The organism is Mesorhizobium sp. CA16, assembly GCF_020165175.1.
In the GTDB taxonomy this organism is placed as follows: domain Bacteria; phylum Pseudomonadota; class Alphaproteobacteria; order Rhizobiales; family Rhizobiaceae; genus Mesorhizobium.
Genome location: NZ_JAIUHP010000004.1, coordinates 86606 through 106038, shown reverse-complemented (window position 1 = coordinate 106038; position 19433 = coordinate 86606). Strand labels below are relative to the sequence as shown.

The following is a 19433-nucleotide window of genomic DNA, read 5'->3' as shown; positions in this document are numbered from 1 at the left end:
CAGATGGCATCCGGCGGTAAGAAACAGATGGGCCGCGGCAGCCAGGGCAAGGGTTCCGGAACCGGAGCCAAGACGACGCTTGCAAAGGACATGGTCGGCGAGAACGACGTGCTGTCCAACCGGGACAAGAAGCAGCACACCGAGCAACGAGGTCTGGACGGCAACCGGATCAAATCCGATCAGTATCAGGATCACGCTGCGAACCGCCTTCCCAAGGATTGAGCTGATGTTTCCAGATCACCTCTTGCCGCAAAATCCGGGGACAACGGACCGGAAACCCTACAGCCTGCGGCAGGCGCCTTGCATAGGCCGGTCGGCTATGCCTCTGTGAGATTTGAAGGGGCCTCTGTTTGTTAAGAGAATGCCATGTCTCACAGGAGTCAGCGCGACCTTTGCGCCCAGGTAATCCAGAGCTTGGACCAGGAGATCGCATCGCTGCTGAACGCTATCGAGCGGGAGGAGGTCCCTGACCGGCTGACAAGGCTTGCTCTCGAACTGCAGAACGCTCTGATCGAAAAGCGCAAAGGCGACATGACGGGTGAGCGCGGTTGAAGATGTCACCAGCAAGGATGCGGCATTCCTTGGAGACGGGAAGCCATCGATATCGCCCGCTGTAGCGTGATCGGTGGAACCTTAACATAAGTTAATCGTTGTAGCCGATTGGGGATCATCCCGATGGCTGGCAGAACTCCGGAAGTGGACGAACTCGTTCGGCGGCTGGTCGCGCAGACGGGCATCACCGAAGCGCAAGCGCTCGAACTTGTTTCTCTGCTCGGCCTGAATTGGGCCTCGTTGATGAGAGAGGCTAAAGTCATGACAGCAGCCCAGCGCCGGTAGGATTTAGCGCCTCGCGCCCTCTGTATCCCAATGATTGTCCGAAAGTTGACGTCGTGGCTCGATCAGCGCTTGCGGCGAGCTTTCTCCGAGGAATTCCAGAACGCCGGCACGGGCGCGGTTGAGGCGGCTTTTGACGGTGCCGACAGCGCAACCGCATATTTGCGCGGTTTCTTCGTAGCTTACGCCCAGTACGCCGATCAGCATCAAGACCTCACGCTGATGGGACGGCAGCTTCTGGATGGCTTGATGCACTTCCCTGCTTTGCACGGACCAATCCTGGGACGGTTCCGAAATCGGCCGGCTGGAGGCGCAGTCGAGCAGCCCGGGGGCCTCCCTGGCCGCCGCTTTGACACGCGTGTAGTGCGTGTTGCGCATGATGGTGAAGAGCCAGGACTTCAGGCGCGTGCCGGGCTCGAATTTGTCCAGGTTGGAGAGCCCCTTGGTCAACGTTTCCTGCACAAGATCGTCGGCATCGTCGGGCACGCGACAGAAGGTCCGCGCAAAAGCCCGCAAGGCAGGAATGAGGTTGACGATGGAGATCTCCTCGGTGCTGGGGTTCGGCAGATTATGCTCTCTGAATGACAATGTTCCGGCCCCAGCAAGTAGGAATTACGCAGTGCAGACTAGGGAGAATGTTTGAGAAATCGGAACGTTCCTGTTTTCCATCGCTCGGCCAAACTTTTGGTGAGGTGGCGTGATCGAAGGGAGCGGCAACATTCAACGAGCCGCCTCGATCTTCGGTTCCTCGATATACCAAGGCATGGAAATGATCACGATGTCCGATCCGCCGAACTCGAGCAGTTTGGCGTGCAATCGGCGAGCGCGCTGCGTATGCAGCATATATTGCCACCAATTGGGCGGCACGACCTCTGGGAGCAGCACTGCAATGGTGCGGCCGTCGAACTCGCCGCGCAGCGCCTTGATCTCCTTCAATAACGGCTCGTACATCAGCCGGTAGTCGGCATTGAGGAGAAGCAGGCGTGGCGGGCGCAGGCCAGCCGCCCTCGCCGGCGCTTCCACATCCTGCGACCACCTCCCGCGAATTGCGCGCTCTTCGTCGCTCTCTTCACCCGACAGCCGCGCCACATGGACGGCGATGACATCTTCGGACAGGTGAAAGGCAAAGCTGAGCGCCTTGTCCGCCATCCTGTTCCATTGCTGGGTCACGACAAGAACGACAGGGGGCTCGGTGCTGCTCAAATCGACTTTCCCGGGCTCGCGCAGACTTGCCTCGAGCTGGTCGTAATAGCGCCTCACCAGCCGCAGCAGGAGGATCACAACCGGGATGACGATCACCGTGATCCAGGCGCCTTCCCTGAATTTGGCGACGACAATCACGATGAGCGCCAGCGCGGTGACTATGCCGCCGAACGCGTTGATCGCCAGATGCATCCGGTTGCCCGTCCGGCTCGTATCCTTGGTCGTGCGAAGCGCCCTTACCCAGTGCATCACCATCCCGGTCTGCGACAGCGTGAAGGTCAGAAAGGCGCCGATGGCGAAAAGCGGGATCAGATGGTCGGTGATGCCGCCGAACACGACCAGCAGCAGTCCTGTCGACGAGGCGAGGTAAAGGATGCCGATGGAGAAAACGAGCCGGCGGCCAACCATGGCGAAGGGCTTGGGAAGATACCCGTCTTCCGCCACCATGCGGCAAAGGCGGGGGAAATCGACGAAGCTTGTATTGGCCGAAAGCGCCAGCACGCAAAGCAGGCTACCGATGGCGACATAGTAGAAGACCCCGTCGCCAACGACGGCATGCGCAAGCTGCGACAGCACGCTCTGATAGCCATCCTTCTCCTGATCCATCGCACCGATGCGGTAGCGTGCCGACAGGAAGGCGATGCCGCCGAGCAGCAGTCCAAGGATCAGACAGATCGCCGCCAGCGTGCGCCGGCCGTGCCTGACGGGCGGATCCTTGAATGCGGTCATGCCGTTGCTGACCGCCTCTACGCCGGTCATCGCCGTGCAGCCGCTGGCAAAGGCGTGCATCAAGAGGAGCAGGCTTGCCGTTTCGGACGGCTGCTGCAGGGGCGGCGGTGGAATTGCCGGCACCGGCTGACCGCCGGAGGCAAGCGTCTTCGAGACGCCGATCGCCAGGATCGCCAGGAAGCTCGCAACGAACAGATAGGTCGGCAGGGCAAACAACCGGCCGGCATCGAGCGTGCCGCGCAGGTTGACGACGGTTACCAAAAGCAGGATCCCGAGGCAGAGCCAAAGCGTGTAGGCATGCAGCGAAGGCAGCGCCGACACCAGCGCGCCGACGCCGGCAGAGATGCCTACGGCGACATTGAGCACGTAGTCGACCATCAGCGCGGCGGCGGCGAGCAGGCTGGCATTGCGGCCAAGATTTTCGCGCGAGACGATATAAGCGCCGCCATTGCCGGGGTAAGCGGCGATGGTCTGGCGGTAGGAAAGATAAAGGACCGCAAGCAAACCGACTATGGCGCCCATGATCGGACCGATATAGCCGAGACCCGCCGCGCCGAGCGGAATCAGAATCGTAAGCGCCGCTTCTGGCCCATAGGCCGACGAACCCAGCCCATCGAGGCCCATTGCCGGCACGCCCTCGAACACGCCGATCTTGCGTTGCGACTGTTCCTGATTTGCCAGGCGCCGGCCGAGAATCCAGCCCAGTATCGACATGTCGTTGTCCCGAGAAACTTCTCCCGAATAGCGCGGGGAGAAGAATGTTCCTCGACTGCGCCTTCCGATTCTGAGGGCGGGCGGGAATGGGCCGGTCGCTAGGAATCACCGGCCGCGAGCGGATCTCGTGGCGCTATGGGGCGGTCGCGCAGCGCGAGCGCTCGGATTGCTTGTCTGCTTGGTTTCAGCAACTGTGGCATCAAGTGCGGCCACGCACTTCAATGCCAGCCGGGCAGATCCCTCAGCTACATTCGCTCGGACTTGCGAAGCGCATGAACATGAACGTCGTTGTTGACGATCTGCGCGCCCATTCATTTCTTCTTGAATTCAAACAGCTCAACCAGATTGCCCGACGGATCTTCCAGAAGTCTGGCGCGACCAGCTCCCGCCTCGCTGATTTCTCCTTTGAATTTGACGCCTGCATCGTTCAACCGGCCGACGACGACATCTATGTCCTTCGTGACGATCATGAATCGATTCCATCCGCCAGGTTCTGGTTTGCCGCCAGCAGTTCCTCCACTGCCTGCCCCCGGAGCGCTAAGGTAAAGCGTGAGATCATCGCGAATGAGCGCTGCGAACTTGCCAGGGTTGTGCATGTCAACCTCGAACTCGAGGTTATCGCGATAAAACGCGACCGAACTGTCAACGTCTGTCACAATGTATCGGACGGATGCCATGGCCCGTGCTCCTTTCACCATAGAAAGTGAACTGGCCGATGGGAATGTGGTTCCTTGGCATTGGCGGCCAATAGTCTGACAGTCGGCTGATGAGGACACGACCTGGGCTTCTACCGCCTGCGGAGCCGCGTCGCTCGATTTTTATCTGTCGCTGGTCTCCAATCGCTTATACATCCTCCTATCCCATGCTACTGCATGGCGATCCCTGTCACTCCCACTCGATCGTCCCGGGCGGCTTCGACGTCACGTCATACACCACCCGATTGATGCCCTTGACCTCGTTGATAATGCGGGTGGCGGCGGCGGCGAGGAAGTTCATGTCGTAGTGGTAGAAGTCCGCCGTCATGCCGTCGACCGAGGTCACGGCGCGCAGCGCGCAGACGAATTCGTAGGTCCGGCCGTCTCCCATGACGCCCACCGTCTGCACCGGCAGCAGCACGGCGAAGGCCTGCCAGATGGCGTCGTAGAGGCCGGCTTTGCGGATCTCGTCGAGATAGATGGCGTCGGCCTCGCGCAGGATCTCCAGTTTTTCGCGCGTGATGCCGCCCGGGCAACGGATGGCAAGACCTGGGCCGGGGAAGGGATGGCGGCCGATGAAGCTTTCGGGGAGGCCGAGCTCCTTGCCGAGCGCCCTCACCTCGTCCTTGAACAGTTCGCGCAGCGGCTCGACCAGCTTCATGTTCATGCGTTCGGGCAGGCCGCCGACATTGTGATGCGATTTGATCGTCACCGACGGGCCGCCGGAGAAGGAGACGCTCTCGATGACGTCGGGATAAAGCGTGCCCTGGGCCAGGAAATCGGCGCCGCCGAGCTTCTTCGCTTCTTCCTCGAACACCTCGATGAACAAGCGGCCGATGGTCTTGCGCTTCTTTTCGGGGTCAGCCTCGCCTTCCAGCGCCGAGATGAAACGGTCGGACGCGTCCACCAGGATCAGCGGCAGGTTGTAGTGCTGGCGGAACATCTCCACGACGCCCTTAGCCTCGTCCTTGCGCATCAAACCGTGGTCGACGAGGATGCAGGTCAGCTGGTCGCCGATCGCTTCGTGGATCAAAAGTGCGGCGACGGAGGAGTCGACGCCGCCCGAAAGCGCGCAGATGACCTTGCCCTTGCCGACCTGCTTGCGGATCAATTCCACAGCGTGCTCGCGATAGGCGCGCATCGTCCAGTCGCCTTCGATGCCGGCGATGTTGTGGACGAAGTTCCGGAGTAGCCTCGCGCCGTCCGGCGTGTGCACCACTTCCGGGTGGAACATGATGCCGTACATCTTGCGCTCGATATCGCCGAAGATGGCGAAGGGCGAGCTTTCCGACTTGCCGAGCACCTTGAAGCCCGGCGGCAACTCGATGACCCGGTCGCCGTGACTCATCCACACCTGGTGGCGCTGACCGGGCGCCCACAGGCCTTCGAACAGCGGGCTCTCCTTCTCGATCTCGACGAAGGCGCGACCGAACTCGCGATGATTGGAGCTTTCGGCGACGCCGCCCATCTGCACGCAGAGCGCCATCTGGCCGTAGCAGATGCCGAGCACCGGCACGCCGGCGTCGAAGACCACCTGCGGCGCGCGCGGGCTGCCGATGTCGGTGGTCGAGGCCGGGCCGCCCGACAGGATCACCGCTTTCGGCTTGATGCGCTTGAAGGCCGCTTCGGCCGATTGGAACGGCACGATCTCGGAAAAGACGCCGGCCTCGCGGATGCGGCGGGCGATGAGTTGCGTGAACTGGCTGCCGAAATCGACAATCAGAACGGTGTCGGGATGATTGGCTGTCGTCGTCATGGCGAGCCTTTAGAGAAAGAAACGAGTCGGCGCAATGGGTTGCGCGCGGTCGCGCCGTTCACTTCGATGCTGGTGCTTCTCCCGATGCATCGCCCTGCTCGGCGTCAAGTGAGCGCAAGGCGTCCATCAGCGCCGCGAACCGCTGCTCGCCGATGCGGTCGATATAGCTGCGTTCGATCTGAAGCTTGATGCGATCGCCGTCGCGCAAGGCATCCAGGCCTTTGCGCGTATAGCGCACGAGCTTGCCGCGCCCGTCCCGTGGATCGGGCAATCGCTCCAGCACGCCTTCCGCCTCCAGCCCGTCGAGCAATTGCTGAACCGCTTGCTTGGAGGTCGCCGCGCGCTCGATCAATGCCGACTGGCGCGTGCCGTTGCGCGGGATGTGTCCAAGCAGCCCGGCGCGCGCTTCGCTGAACCAAGCGTGGCCGGCGGCCCGCATGGCAGCGGCGAATTCTGCCTGCCAGGCACGGCTCGCCTGCCACAGCCGCCAACCCACGTGATCGGGCAACCCGTCAGTTTTTTCGTCAAGCTCCTTGACCATTTAGTTCGAACTCCGTATAGTCAAGATACTTGACGATATTCTTGGCGTCGAGGCCATTCGAGAAACGCAACCCCGCGGACAGGAACAATGACGATACTGAACAGGGACACGCTGGCCATTATCATGGTCGGAACCACGCATGTCATCGACATGGACGGCAAGAGCGCCTTCATCCACTATGAAACCGACGATCGGGCGCACATGCTCCTGCCGGATGGCACGCGCTTTCACGGGACCTGGACGCTGCTTGACGACGGCTACAAGGTCGAATGGAAAAACGGCCCCGCTGGCGGGTGGAAACTCGATCATACAGCGGGGGCAATCGACTATATCGATGCGACAGGCGCCTCCCGTGGACGCATTTCACGCATCGATTTCGGCGATCCGCAACGCCTTGCTGCCTGATCCAACCGGCAGTCAGCCACCAAGCAGGCCGCCGCCGATCGCCTGTTCCAGCAGGACGACGGCCGCGGCGAGCTTCTCGTCGATGACGTGCAGATATTCCGTCCAGTCGTTGACGTGCCTGAGATCGGCCGCGCCGTCGGAAATGCCGCGGAGCCCAATCAGCGGCAAACCGAACAGCTGGCAGGCACGCAGGCAGGCGAAGGTCTCCATGTCGACCATGTCGGCATCGATGGCGTCATAGGCAACGCCGGAGACGATCGCGCCGCCGGTCGAGAGCGTGGCGGTCTTGATGCCTGGAATGACGAAGGGCAGCGGCACCGACACCGGCAGTTCGAGGAAAGGCGTCGCGCCCTTCTCGAAGCCGAGCGGCGAAGCATCCATGTCGCGATAGCTCACCGAAACGGCCTGATAGACCTCGGTCTGCTCCAGCCTGCGGCTGCCGGCCGAGCCCAGCGAGACGACCAGGTCCGGAAGCGCTCCTTCAGCCTTCAACGCCGCGAGCTCGGCGCCCAGCCTGACCCCGGCCTCGACCGGACCGACCCCGGTCATCAGCGGCGTGAACAGGTTCTTCAGATGCGGGCCGTATTCGGCCTCAGCCGCCATGACGAAGAGAACGGATTTTTGCGACAGGCGTGACACTTCGACAGTCATGAAGCTTTACCCCTATTTGCTACGACGACGCGAAAGGGACAACGTGCCTCGCCGCCTGCCGGCCCTTCGCTATGGCTCCGGGCGTTCGTCGCTCGAAAAGCCCATTTGGGAGCTTTTCGTCCGCTGCGCGGACCGCTCCTCACCCCTCTATCCCGTCGCGGCCGACCACCGTCATCATCGTGCCGGTCATGGTGGCGATCAGCTTGGCCTCGCCGTCGGCAGCGAAGGCGTAGGCCTGGCCGTCGGCGACGATGATGGTGCGGCCGGGTTTGGTCACGGAGCCGCGGAACAGGAACCGCTCGCCCCTGCCCGGCGCGAGCAGGTTCACCTTGAACTCGATGGTCAGCACGCCGGAATTCTCCGGCATCAGCGAAAAGGCCGCGTAACCGCAGGCGGAGTCCAACGCGGTGGAGATGACGCCGGCATGCAGGAAACCGTGCTGCTGGGTCAGCGAGGCGGAATACGGCATCTCGATCTCGATGATGCCGGGCGTCACCAGCGTCAGCTCGGCGCCGATTGTCGCCATCGCCTCCTGGCGGGCAAAGGACGCCCTGACGCGTTCCTCGAAATCCGGAGCGGGTACGATCTTGGCTGCCGCCATAGCGCTTTGCCTCACATTGCTGGCGAAGTTTATTGCAGAGCCAGGCAAGACAGGCAATCTTTTATGCTGCAACGCAGCAAAAGCGGGCTGTCTTCAAGAGACAGTCCTGCGCAAGGCGTGGAGATAGAACCCGTCGGTGCCGCTGAGCGCCGGCGACAGCGAGATACCGCCGGTATCGGCAATGCGCGCGGCCCCTTCATGGCCCGGGAAGCGGCTGTCCCAGAGCTGGCGATGATCGACCGGCGCGAAGCCTTCATGGCGCGCGCGGAACGCGGCGACCTGATCGCCGTTTTCGGCATCGAACACCGAACAGGTGATGTAGACCAGCAGGCCGCCCGGCTTGACGAAGGCTTGCGCGGTGTCGAGGATCGCCTGCTGCTCTGCCTTGCGGGCATCGAGCTGCCTTTCCGTCAAACGCCATTTGGCGTCGGGCCGCCGCCGCCAGGTACCGCTGCCGGTGCAGGGCGCGTCGATCAGCACGATGTCCATATGGTTGGTGAGCGACGCAAGCTCCGCGGGCTTGCTGACGACCTGGACGTTGCGGTTGTGTGAGCGGCGGATGCGCTCGAAGATCGGCGCCAGCCGCACCTTTTCCGCGTCATGGGCAAAGAGTTGGCCGCGATTGTCCATCTCGGCCGACAGCGCCAGGGTCTTGCCGCCGGCGCCGGCGCAATAGTCGAGCACCTGCATGCCGGGCGCAGCCCCCGCGAGCGCCGCGGCAAGCTGCGAGCCCTCGTCCTGCACTTCGAACCAGCCTTTCTGGAAGGCGGGCTCGGCCTGCACGTTCGGATGCCTGCCATCGCCGTCGATCGGCGGGATGCGGATGCCGTGCGGCGCGATCGCCGTTGGCGCGGCACCCGTGCCCTGGAGCTCGGCCAGCACCTTGGCGCGATCGGCCTGGAGCGTGTTGACCCTCAGGTCCAGCGGCGGGCGCTGCGCCAGGGCGGCGCCTTCCTTGACCCAGGCGTCGCCATAGGCTTGCTCGAGCAGCGGCGCGCACCAGTCCGGGATATCGGCCCGTACCACATCGGGGGCCTCGCCAAGCCTGCGCTCGGCAGCCGCTTTCAACTCGGACGCGCTGAGCAGCGGCGGCGCGAATTTGTCGCCGTCCAGCGCATCGTTGAGCGACTGCGCCGTCTGCCCCCACTCCAGCAAAAGCGCGCCGAAGCCGATGGCGCGCGGCGTGTCCTCTCCGAACAGCCAGCCGGCTGAGCGTTTGCGGCGCAGCGCGTCATAGACGATGTTGCCGATCGCGGCGCGATCGCCGCCGCCGGCGAAGCGATGCGACAGGCCCCAGTCGCGCAGGGCGTCGGCCACCGGCCGGTGGCGCCGGCCGATGTCTTCAAGAACCTCTATGGCCGCCGCCAGCCTTCCGCCCAGTCGCATCCCCGTTTTCCGTAGCTGTTACAAATCGGTTCCAGCCCGCTCATAAAGCCTTTCCGGCCAGGATTGAAACAGTTCCGTTCGGTTTGCCGATGAAATGGCGTTTCAAGACCGGCCCATTTGGCCGAACGATTTTTCCGTTGGTGGGAGCCCGAGTCAGGAAACAAGAACAATCGATCAGAACATGAAAGACTTCTAATGTTGTTGATTGACGCCTGCAAGAAAGCAAACCGGCTTAACCTCCAAGCTTTTCAAGTGTTTCCGGCAGGAATACTCTTCCGGTAGTGATTCGCGACGCAGGAAACGCGGTTTCGACGGATCCTATGAGGAGAGGGCAATGAAGACTTATCTGGCAGAAGTTCTCGGCACGTTTTTGTTGGTGTTCATCGGCACCGCCTCCGTGGTCACGGGCGGCTTCGGCGGCGCGCTGCCGCTCGGACAGGAAGGCATCGGCCTGGCGTTCGGCATCGGCCTGATCGCCGCGGCCTATGCGATCGGCCCGATCTCGGGCGCGCATCTCAATCCGGCGGTGACGCTCGGCGTGTTCCTGGCGGGGCGGATGCCGGCCAAGGATGTCGTCCCCTACTGGATCGCGCAGATCATTGGCGCCATCATCGCCTCGCTGGCGCTGTGGATCATCGTTTCCGGCCAGGTCGGCGGCCACACCGGCGGCTTCGGCGCCAATGGCTGGGACGAAACGAAATGGGGCATGAGCTCAGCCTTCCTGTGGGAGCTGATCGGCACCTTCACCTTCGTCACCGTGATCCTCGGCGTCACCAACGCCAAGCACACCACCGCCTTTGCCGGCCTGGCCATCGGACTGACGCTGGCGGGCATCCACTTCGCCATGATCCCGGTGACCGGCACCTCGGTCAATCCGGCGCGCTCGATCGGCCCGGCGCTGTTTTCGGGCGGCGCTGCGCTCAGCCAGCTCTGGCTGTTCATCGTCGCGCCGCTGGTCGGCGGCGCGATTGCCGGCGTCGTCGCCAAGGCCGGCGTCTTCGAAAAAGACTGACCGCAGTTCGATAAAGTAAAAGGCGCGGGCATGACCCGCGCCTTTTTTGCTTGGGAGGTACGACCTTATCTCGCGATGTCGAAGCGGTCGGCGTTCATCACCTTCGTCCACGCCTTGACGAAATCCTTGACGAACTTGGCCGTGGCGTCGGCCGAGGCGTAGACTTCGGAGAGCGCACGCAGCTGCGCGTGCGAGCCGAAGATCAGGTCGGCGCGGGTGCCGGTCCACTTGACCTCCTTGGTCTTGCGGTCGCGCGCTTCGTAAACCTCGTCCGAGCCCGGCTCTGACCCGGCCGCCGGATCCCAAACGGTCGCCATCGAGAGCAGGTTGACGAAGAAGTCGTTGGTGAGCTGGCCAGGCCTGTCGGTGAAGACGCCATGCTTGGAACCGCCGGCATTGGCACCGAGCACGCGCAAGCCGCCGACAAGTACCGTCATCTCCGGCGCGGTCAGCGTCAGCAACTGGGCGCGGTCGACCAGCATCGCTTCGACCGACATCGGCAACCTGCCGCGGGCATAGTTGCGGAAGCCGTCTACCTTCGGCTCCAGCGCGGCGAAGGAGGCGACGTCCGTCTGCTCCTGCGAAGCGTCCATGCGGCCCGGCGTGAAGGGTACCTTGACTTCCGTGCCGCCGTCCTTCGCCGCCTTCTCGACCGCGGCGACGCCGCCAAGCACGATGAGGTCGGCGAGCGAGACCTTCTTGCCGCCGGCCTGCGCGGTGTTGAACTCCTTCTGGATGGCTTCCAGCTTGGCCAGCACCTTGGCGAGCTGAGCCGGCTCGTTGACCTCCCAGTCCTTCTGCGGCGCCAGACGGATGCGGCCGCCATTGGCGCCGCCGCGCTTGTCCGAGCCGCGGAAGGTCGAGGCCGAGGCCCAGGCGGTCGAGACCAGCTCGGACACCGACAGGCCGGAGGCCAGGATCTTGGCCTTGAGCGCAGCGATGTCGGCCTCGCTCACCAGCTCGTGGTCGATGGCCGGGATCGGATCCTGCCAGATCAGCTCTTCCTTCGGCACGAGCGGACCGAGATAGCGCACCACTGGGCCCATGTCGCGATGAGTGAGCTTGAACCAGGCGCGGGCGAAGGCGTCGGCGAACTGGTCCGGGTTCTGGTGGAGGCGGCGCGAGATCTTCTCATAGGCCGGGTCGAAACGCAGCGCGAGGTCGGTGGTGAGCATGGCCGGCGCGTGACGCTTGGAGGGATCGTGCGCGTCCGGAACGGTGCCGGCGCCGGCGCCGCCTTTCGGCGTCCATTGATGCGCGCCAGCCGGGCTCTTCGTCAGCTCCCATTCATAGTTGAAGAGATTGTCGAAGAAATTGTTGCTCCATTTGGTCGGCGTCGTCGTCCAGGTGACCTCGAGGCCCGAGGTGATGGCGTCGCCAGCAATGCCGGAGGCATATTTGCTCGACCAGCCGAGGCCTTGCGCCTCGATGCCGGCGCCCTCCGGCTCGGCGCCCACCAGCGAGGCGTCGCCGGCGCCGTGCGTCTTGCCGAAGCTGTGGCCGCCGGCGATCAGCGCGACGGTTTCCTCGTCGTTCATCGCCATGCGGCCGAAGGTCTCGCGGATGTCGCGCGCGGCCGCGACAGGATCCGGCTTGCCGTTCGGGCCTTCCGGGTTGACGTAGATGAGGCCCATTTGCACGGCGCCGAGATGGCCGCGAAGCTCACGGTCGCCCGAATAGCGCTCGTCGCCAAGCCACTTGGTCTCGGAGCCCCAGTCCACGTCCTGCTCCGGCTCCCACACATCGGCGCGGCCGCCGGCAAAGCCGAAGGTCTTGAAGCCCATCGATTCCAGCGCGACGTTGCCGGTGAGGATCAGAAGGTCGGCCCAGGAAATCTTGCGGCCATATTTCTGCTTGACCGGCCACAGCAGCCGGCGCGCCTTGTCGAGATTGGCGTTGTCCGGCCAGCTGTTCAGCGGCGCGAAACGCTGCTGACCCGAACCGGCGCCGCCGCGGCCGTCGCCGATGCGATAGGTGCCGGCACTGTGCCAGGCCATGCGGATGAAGAGCGGCCCATAATGGCCGAAGTCGGCCGGCCACCAGTCCTGCGAATCCGTCATGACCTTGTGCAGGTCTGCTATCACCGCATCAAGGTCGAGGCTTGCGAACTCCTTGGCGTAGTCGAAATCTTCGTCCATCGGGTCCGAGAGGTTCGACTGCTGGTGGAGAACGGCAAGATCGAGCTGATTCGGCCACCAGTCGCGGTTGGTCCGTGCGGATCCATGCGCCACCGGGCATTTGCCAGCGCTGTTGTCGTCGGTTTTCGCGTCCATCTTAGTCTCCCGATTCTGCCGAGGTTTTGCCGTGGTTGAATTTTGCCGAGGTTGATTTTCCCGAAATTTCGGGGGCAGCCACTGGCCGCGCCAACCTGGAACGATTCCAGACTAGGCCGGCCTACCGATAAAGACAAATTGCCTTTCCTGTTTCGTTTGATAGGATTTTCTTATGATTGGCCTCACTGTCCGGCAAATGCAGTATTTCGACGCGCTGGCGCAGACGCTGCATTTCGGCCGCGCCGCGAAACTCGCCGGCGTCAGCCAGCCGGCCCTTTCCGCGCAGATCGCCGAGATGGAAGAGCGGCTGAACTGTCTGTTGTTCGAACGCGGCGGCAAGACGGTGCGCATGACCGACGAGGCGCTTGCCCTGCAGCCGCGTATCGAGCGCATTCTGGCGGACATACGTGACGTCGAGACGACTGCCCGGCGCGGCCGCCCGACCATGGAAGGACGCTTCCGGCTGGGCATGATCCCGACGGTCGCGCCCTATCTCCTGCCGCATGTGCTGCCGGAGCTGAAAAAGCACTATCCTGCCCTCCAGCTCGAACTGCGCGAGGCGGTAACCGCGTCGCTGGTCGAGGACGCGGCCACCGGCCGGCTCGACGCCTTCATCGCGGCCTTGCCGCTCGATCAGCCGGCGATCGTAACCGAAACGCTTTTTCCAGACCGCTTCTTCCTCGCCGTTCCCGCCGGCGATCCGGCCTTCGCCTCGCCGCCGGTGCCGCCCGAGAGCCCGGCGCTGGAGCGGCTGATGCTTCTGGAGGAAGGCCACTGCCTGCGCGAGCAGGCGCTGGCCGTCTGCGGCAATGTGCGGCCGGTGGCGATGGCAAGCTACGGCGCGACCAGCCTGACGACGCTCCTGCAGATGGTGGCGCATGGGCTCGGCGTCACGCTGGTGCCGGAAATGGCGGCAAGTGCTGCCGGCGTCATGCCGGATCTAAGGATCGTGCCGTTCCAGGAGCCGATGCCGCAGCGCATGATCTGCATGGCCTGGCGCAAGAACAAGGTGCGCCAGGACGAGTGCGTGGAACTGGCGCGGATCATACGTGGGCTGGATCGGGCAGTGCTGGGGGTGTGAAGCGCGCTTCGACGCATCTCCATCCCTGCGCCCGCCGGCCGGCACTTCACGGCACAAAGATCAGAAACACATAGGTAAAAAACACCACGACATGCACCATGCCGGTCAGGAACGTCGTTCGTTCGGTGCTGAAGCTCACGCTGCATATGAAAAGCGCCAGCACCAGAAGCACGGCATCGGACGCCGGAAGCCCCAAGGTCAGGCCCCTGCCCGTCAGCAGGCTGGCCGCCGCGACCGCCGGTATCGTCAAACCGATCGTGGCGCAGGCCGAGCCCATCGCGACGTTCAGGCTGCGCTGCAGCTCATTCTTGAAGGAAGCGCGGATCGCCGAGATCGCCTCCGGCATCAAAACCAGTGCCGCAATCATTGCCCCTACGATGCTGTCGGCCTGGGTCACCTTATAGGCGGCGAGCGCATCCTCCACGCTCGCGGCGACCTGCTCGGCGAGCAGGACAATGCCGACGAGCCCGCTCAGCAGCAGGAGCGCGCTGACGGAGATGCTTCCGTGGGTTGCAGTTCGCGTCGGAGCGTCGTGCGCCTGCCCCTGGACGAAGTCCTCCCGGTGTCGGACGGTTTGGGCGAATACGAAGCTCGCATAGAGCAGCACCGAAAGGACGCTGACAAAACCAAGCTGAGCCGCCGAAAACGTGCCGGGATCCGTGGCTTGGGTGTAGGTCGGAAGAATAAGCGTCATCACGGTCAGCGCGATCAGAACCGACAGGTATGCGCTGGTTCCTTGCCGCAGGATCGCCTGCTTGCGGTAGCGCCAGCCGCCAAGCGTGAGACAGATGCCGACGACGCCGGTGGAGGTGATCATCACCGTCGAGAAAACGGACTCGCGCGCCAGCGTCGGGTTGTTTTCTCCATGCAGCATCATGGAGACGATGATCGACACTTCGATTGCCGTCACCGCAAATGTCAGCACCAAAGTTCCATAGGGCTCGCCCACGCGCGAGGCGACTGCCTCGGCGTGGTCGAGCACGACGAAAATGGTGGTGAACATGATGGCGCTCGACAGCACCCCAATGAGGATCCTGGTATTCAGCGACCCTTCGTCGACCGAAAGGCCGCTGGCCCTGACCGCGAAAGCCATTGCCAGCGCCACCAACGGCATCGTGTAGGACGTCACCGATCGCGCATAACCAGACATCAAAGCCCCCGAATGCCAGGCGTTTACGCGAGCTTAGCGGAAAAGCGCCTGGGGAGCATCACGGGCATCGTTGCAGCATTCAAAACATGACCGGGGACCGGGCGCCGTTTATGGCGTCGAATGTCTCGATGGCCTTGCGAACCGCCCCACAGAATTTTTCCAGAAGCTCCGGCTCGTTGCCCAGTCGGCGGCGCAGCGAGAAGGGCACTTCCAGCTGCGCTCCCTTCCCCGTCAGCCCGCGGTTGACGATGTTCGAATCCTGGATACCGGGAAAGGGATGATTGTCTCTTTTTGTCTGGAAACCGGCCCCCTGCAGACGCCCGGCTATCTCTGAAACCAACGCGGCGTCCTTGCCGCCCAGATAGACTGTCGAAAAATCGTCGCGATCCTGACGGCCGTGGATGGCGACGACAGTGGACTTCGTCCGCAACAGTTCGAGCGCGGTTGCCTCGTCAAAGTTCCTGGACGTTATGTGCAGCTCCCGGTTGCTTTCCGGCATGAGCCCTTCAAAGCAATACATATCGAGATCGGCCCCTGCTATCGTCTCGGTGATCAGGGAGGTGCGAGGCTCGATCTTACCGCCATGCGGGGCCATGACGATGGCACTTCCGGTTCGCGCGCCCCGCCGGACGACGATGCGATAATCCACGTTTTCAATTTTGGCGGCTCTCAGCGCCGCGAAATTTGGAAACTCGTTGTCCATAGATGCCGTTTCACGCCGTCTTCTGCGCCACCAGCCCGAGCTCCTCCACCATCGCCTCGCGCATCAGGAACTTCTGCGGCTTGCCGGTCACCGTCATCGGCAGCTCGGCGCGGAAGCGGATGTAGCGCGGCACCTTGTAATGCGCGATCTGGCCGGCGCAGAAGGCCTTGATCTCCTCGGCGGTGGCGATCTGGTCGGGCTTCAGCACGATCCAGGCGCAGAGCTCCTCGCCATATTTGTCGTCCGGGATGCCGAAGACCTGCACTTCCTTGATCTTGGGATGGCGATAGAGGAATTCCTCGACCTCGCGCGGATAGACGTTCTCGCCGCCGCGGATGACCATGTCCTTGACCCGGCCGACGATGTTGCAATAGCCCTCGGCGTCGATCGTGGCGAGGTCGCCGGTATGCATCCAGCCGTCGGCGTCGATCGCCTCGCGGGTCTTTTCGGCGTCGTTCCAATAGCCCTTCATCACCGAATAGCCGCGCGTGCAGAGCTCGCCCGGCTCGCCGACCGCGACGGTGCCACCGTCGGCGCCGATCGCCTTGACCTCGACATGCGGGTGGATGCGGCCGACGGTGGAGACGCGCTTTTCCAGCGGATCGTCGACGCTGCTCTGGAAGGAGACCGGGCTGGTCTCGGTCATGCCGTAGGCGATGGTCACCTCAGACATATGCATCAGGGACACCACCTTCTTCATCACCTCGATCGGGCAAGGCGAGCCGGCCATGATGCCGGTGCGCAGGCTGGAGAGATCGAAGCTGGAGAAATCCGCATGGTCGAGCATGGCGACGAACATGGTCGGCACGCCGTATAGCCCAGTGCAGCGCTCCTGCGCCACCGCCTTCAGCGTTGCGCCGGCGTCAAAACCTTCGCCCGGGAAGACCATGGTCGCGCCTTTCGACACGCAGCCCATCGTGCCCATCGACATGCCGAAGCAGTGATAGAGCGGCACCGGAATGCAGAGCCGGTCTTCGGTGGTGAGTTTTATGGCCGAGGTGACGAAATTGCCGTTGTTGACGATGTTGGAATGCGTCAGCGTCGCGCCTTTCGGCGCGCCGGTCGTGCCTGAGGTGAACTGGATGTTGATGGCCTCGCCGGGCTTCAGCCCTTCGGAGATGCGGTCGAGGCTGTCATGCTCGTCACGACCGGCCATGGCCAGAACATCGCCGAAATTGAACATGCCGGGTGAATTGTCGTCGCCCATGCGGATGACGATCCTGAGCGCCGGCAGTTTTTTCGCCTTGAGCTTGCCAGGCTCGGCCCTGGCTAATTCAGGCGCCAATGTCTCGATCATGCCGAGATAGTCGGAGGTCTTGAACTGCGCGGCGGTGACCAATGCCTTGCAGCTGACTTTGTTCAATGCGTATTCGAGCTCGGTCAGCCGGTAGGCCGGGTTGATGTTAACCAGAATCAGGCCGATGCGGGCGGTGGCGAACTGCGTCACCAGCCATTCCCAGCGGTTCGGCGACCAGATGCCGACGCGGTCGCCTTTTTCGAGGCCGAGCGCCAGGAAACCGGCAGCCAAAGCGTCGACCGCGTCCGACAGCTCGCTCCAGGTGAAACGCTTGTCCTGGCCGACGAAGACGGCGGCGTCGAGCGTCGCGTATCTGCTCACCGTATCGGAAAACAATTCCGGAATGGTCTTGTCGAGCAGCGGCACCGACCGGTCGCCCGACACATGCGCCTTGTCGCCAACCGGGGCAACGAAGCTGTTGCGCGTCTTGCGCAGATTGGTGGCGTTCATGAGCTCGTCGAGTTTGATCGCCATCGCCGTTCTCCTCCCGGGATAAGCCAGCCTATCAGCCGATGGGGACGGTGGAAATCCGTCAATGGTCCCCCTCTGCTTGAGGGCGCTCAGGGAGGAGGCAGGACGCTCATCTTCGCGGCGATGTCGCGCAGGATCGCTTCGTCGGCCGCATCGCGCTGCTTCTTCGAAGCAACGAGACAAGCCTGCGACTTCAGGATCACACCGTCGCCCAGCACCTTGAGGTGGTTGGCGCGAAGCGTTGAGCCGGTGGTGGTGATGTCGACGATGACGTCGGCCAGCCCCGCGGCCGGCGCGCCTTCGGTGGCGCCGAGGCTTTCGACGATGCGGTAGACCTGGATGCCATGCTTGAGCGAAAAGAACTGCTGCGTCAGCCGCCAGTACTTGGTGGCGATCCTGAGCCTCCGGCCATGGCGCTGGCGGAAATCGGCGGCAACATCATCGAGGTCGGCCATGCTGTCGACGTCCAGCCAGATGTCGGGCACCGCCACCACGACATCGGCATGGCCGAAGCCGAGGCGGGCGACGATCTCCGCGCACGCTTCCCAGTCGGCGAGGTTCTCGCGCAAAAGGTCCTCGCCGGTGATGCCGAGATCGACCGCGCCCTGGCCGATCTCGCCGGCGATCTCGGACGCGGACAGGAAAGCCACCTCGACATTGTCGAGACCGTCGATGCGGGCGCGGTACTTGCGGTCGTCTTCAGGCAGGCTCACGGCCAGGCCGGCCTTGGCCAGCACTTCGAGCGACTGCTCCTTGAGACGGCCCTTCGACGGGATCGCCAGCGTGATCATTTGGCATTCTCCCGCAAGGCTTCGATGCGATCGAGCCAAACCGAGAAGCCGACCCCTGGAATCGGCTTTTTTGCTCCCAGCAGCGTCAGCAGCCGGTCGTAGCGACCGCCGCCGGCCAGCGGCCGATCGCCATCCTGGACCGCGATCTCGAAGACGAGGCCGGTGTAGTAGTCGAGTGGACGGCCGAAGGCGGCGTCATAGCGGATTTCTGCCGCCGACAGCCCATGCGCCTCGATCGCTTTGGCGCGAGCGGCGAAATTCGCCAGCGCCGGTCCCAGCGACAGGCCCGCATCGGCGGCGAATTTTTCCAGCGCCGCGGTCGCGTCGCTGAGCGCGACGTCGATCTCGAGAAAGCCCTTCAACGCCGAGAAGGCCTCGTCGGACAGCCGCACGCTGCGCAGTTGCGCTTTCTCGATCAGCCGGCGCGCAATGTCGGCAGGCGCGCGGCCGGATGACGCCGACAGCCCGGCTTCCTCCATGCCGTCGGCAATATGCGCGGCAAGGCCTTCCGCATCGCCGTCGAGCACCAGCAGCGCGACCGGACCGGAAAGCTGACTGTTGCGCGGCGGATTGGCGAGATCGGCAAGGGCGGCCTCCAGCATCGGCGCCGAGCCGAAGGCGCGGGCAAGGCGCATGCGCCAGCCGCGCGGCAGGCCGAGCGCCGCCAGCACGGCCTCAAACAAGGTCTGGTCACCAAGCGTGACGGCGAGCTTCCAGCCAGGCAGCACCAGCGACAGCAGCGCATGCGCGTCGGCCAGCGAGCGGGCATCGGCGGCGGCCGTGTCGCGGTCGCCGAGATCCTCGATGCCGGCCTGGAAGAACTCGTTGCCGCCGTCGCGGCGCTGGCGGAACACTTCGCCGAGATAAGAATAGCGGCGCGGCGTGCCGGCCTGGCTGGAGATGTGATCGAGGCAGACCGGAATGGTGAATTCGGGCCGCAGGCACAGCGTCTTGCCGGTCTCGCTCTCGGTGAGAAAGATGCGGCGGCGCAGATCCTCGCCGGCCATGTCGAGGAACGGGTCGGCAGGCTGCAGCACGGCGACTTCCACGGCGTGGGTGTCGCGGGTGGCGAAAAGTGCGACGATGTCGGCGGCGATGGCGGGACGGGTGGTCATGCGGCGCCCCTTCCTCTTCTCCCCT

General features: G+C 63.6%; 20 protein-coding genes. 6 read left to right on the top strand and 14 right to left on the bottom strand.

Annotation, left to right across the window (positions count from 1 at the left end; all coding sequences use genetic code 11):
• Positions 1-3 precede the first annotated feature (3 nt).
• From LB525_RS08185 to LB525_RS08175, 3 genes are all read left to right on the top strand, one after another.
• Complete coding sequence (locus tag LB525_RS08185; RefSeq protein WP_095768881.1) at positions 4-222, top strand: hypothetical protein; 219 nt, start codon at positions 4-6, stop codon at positions 220-222.
• Between the two features lie 192 nt (positions 223-414).
• Positions 415-552 carry a hypothetical protein gene (locus LB525_RS08180; protein WP_224544246.1) on the top strand — a complete coding sequence of 46 codons (138 nt, stop codon included), beginning with the start codon at positions 415-417 and terminating at the stop codon, positions 550-552.
• Positions 553-675: 123 nt separating this feature from the next.
• Complete coding sequence (locus tag LB525_RS08175; RefSeq protein ID WP_176477115.1) at positions 676-837, top strand: hypothetical protein; 162 nt, start codon at positions 676-678, stop codon at positions 835-837.
• A gap of 3 nt (positions 838-840) precedes the next feature.
• On the opposite strand, the gene LB525_RS08170 is transcribed toward LB525_RS08175, so the two are convergent.
• The 5 genes from LB525_RS08170 to LB525_RS08150 form a co-directional block, all read right to left on the bottom strand.
• The gene (locus tag LB525_RS08170) at positions 841-1422 is read right to left on the bottom strand and encodes a sigma-70 family RNA polymerase sigma factor (protein WP_224527665.1); all 582 of its coding nucleotides are present in this window, start codon (positions 1420-1422) and stop codon (positions 841-843) included.
• A 132-nt stretch (positions 1423-1554) separates the two neighbouring features.
• Positions 1555-3480, bottom strand: a complete 1926-nt coding sequence (locus tag LB525_RS08165) for an APC family permease (protein WP_224544245.1) — start codon at positions 3478-3480, stop codon at positions 1555-1557.
• 311 nt (positions 3481-3791) lie between these two features.
• Positions 3792-4157 carry a VOC family protein gene (locus tag LB525_RS08160; protein ID WP_140847749.1) on the bottom strand — a complete coding sequence of 122 codons (366 nt, stop codon included), beginning with the start codon at positions 4155-4157 and terminating at the stop codon, positions 3792-3794.
• 208 nt (positions 4158-4365) lie between these two features.
• Entirely contained in the window at positions 4366-5931 is a 1566-nt protein-coding gene (gene guaA, locus LB525_RS08155; protein ID WP_224544244.1) for a glutamine-hydrolyzing GMP synthase, read from the bottom strand.
• Between the two features lie 58 nt (positions 5932-5989).
• A complete protein-coding gene (locus LB525_RS08150) occupies positions 5990-6472 on the bottom strand; it encodes a MarR family winged helix-turn-helix transcriptional regulator (RefSeq protein ID WP_224544243.1) in 483 nt (160 codons plus the stop codon).
• Between the two features lie 87 nt (positions 6473-6559).
• Between LB525_RS08150 and LB525_RS08145 the strand changes: the two genes are divergently transcribed.
• Entirely contained in the window at positions 6560-6877 is a 318-nt protein-coding gene (locus tag LB525_RS08145) for a hypothetical protein (protein WP_224544242.1), read from the top strand.
• A 12-nt stretch (positions 6878-6889) separates the two neighbouring features.
• Here the strand turns inward: LB525_RS08145 and LB525_RS08140 are convergent, their stop codons facing one another.
• The 3 genes from LB525_RS08140 to LB525_RS08130 all read right to left on the bottom strand — a co-directional run bounded on the left by LB525_RS08140 (position 6890) and on the right by LB525_RS08130 (position 9515).
• Positions 6890-7528 carry a 5'-methylthioadenosine/S-adenosylhomocysteine nucleosidase gene (locus LB525_RS08140; RefSeq protein WP_224544241.1) on the bottom strand — a complete coding sequence of 213 codons (639 nt, stop codon included), beginning with the start codon at positions 7526-7528 and terminating at the stop codon, positions 6890-6892.
• A gap of 139 nt (positions 7529-7667) precedes the next feature.
• On the bottom strand, positions 7668-8129 hold the full coding sequence (locus tag LB525_RS08135) for a PaaI family thioesterase (protein WP_140635058.1): 462 nt from the start codon (positions 8127-8129) through the stop codon (positions 7668-7670).
• Between the two features lie 93 nt (positions 8130-8222).
• On the bottom strand, positions 8223-9515 hold the full coding sequence (locus tag LB525_RS08130; protein WP_224544240.1) for an RsmB/NOP family class I SAM-dependent RNA methyltransferase: 1293 nt from the start codon (positions 9513-9515) through the stop codon (positions 8223-8225).
• A gap of 334 nt (positions 9516-9849) precedes the next feature.
• Between LB525_RS08130 and LB525_RS08125 the strand changes: the two genes are divergently transcribed.
• Positions 9850-10527 (top strand): MIP family channel protein, encoded by a 678-nt coding sequence (locus LB525_RS08125; RefSeq protein WP_095769152.1) that lies wholly within the window; start codon positions 9850-9852, stop codon positions 10525-10527.
• Positions 10528-10592: 65 nt separating this feature from the next.
• Here LB525_RS08125 and katG read toward each other — a convergent pair whose 3' ends face one another.
• A complete protein-coding gene (gene katG, locus LB525_RS08120; protein WP_224544239.1) occupies positions 10593-12800 on the bottom strand; it encodes a catalase/peroxidase HPI in 2208 nt (735 codons plus the stop codon).
• 172 nt (positions 12801-12972) lie between these two features.
• Between katG and LB525_RS08115 the strand changes: the two genes are divergently transcribed.
• The gene (locus LB525_RS08115) at positions 12973-13881 is read left to right on the top strand and encodes a hydrogen peroxide-inducible genes activator (protein ID WP_224544238.1); all 909 of its coding nucleotides are present in this window, start codon (positions 12973-12975) and stop codon (positions 13879-13881) included.
• 46 nt (positions 13882-13927) lie between these two features.
• On the opposite strand, the gene LB525_RS08110 is transcribed toward LB525_RS08115, so the two are convergent.
• The 5 genes from LB525_RS08110 to LB525_RS08090 all read right to left on the bottom strand — a co-directional run bounded on the left by LB525_RS08110 (position 13928) and on the right by LB525_RS08090 (position 19408).
• Positions 13928-15031 carry a calcium:proton antiporter gene (locus LB525_RS08110; protein ID WP_224544237.1) on the bottom strand — a complete coding sequence of 368 codons (1104 nt, stop codon included), beginning with the start codon at positions 15029-15031 and terminating at the stop codon, positions 13928-13930.
• Positions 15032-15110: 79 nt separating this feature from the next.
• The gene (locus LB525_RS08105) at positions 15111-15734 is read right to left on the bottom strand and encodes a poly-gamma-glutamate hydrolase family protein (protein WP_224527535.1); all 624 of its coding nucleotides are present in this window, start codon (positions 15732-15734) and stop codon (positions 15111-15113) included.
• A gap of 10 nt (positions 15735-15744) precedes the next feature.
• Positions 15745-17505: an AMP-binding protein gene (locus tag LB525_RS08100; protein ID WP_224527533.1), complete on the bottom strand. Its 1761-nt coding sequence runs from the start codon at positions 17503-17505 to the stop codon at positions 15745-15747.
• 86 nt (positions 17506-17591) lie between these two features.
• Positions 17592-18293, bottom strand: coding sequence for an ATP phosphoribosyltransferase (hisG, locus tag LB525_RS08095; protein ID WP_224527531.1), 702 nt, complete (start codon positions 18291-18293; stop codon positions 17592-17594).
• Positions 18290-19408, bottom strand: coding sequence for an ATP phosphoribosyltransferase regulatory subunit (locus LB525_RS08090; protein WP_224527528.1), 1119 nt, complete (start codon positions 19406-19408; stop codon positions 18290-18292). Before LB525_RS08090 ends, hisG begins: the two co-directional genes overlap by 4 nt.
• Between the last annotated feature and the right edge of the window lie 25 nt (positions 19409-19433).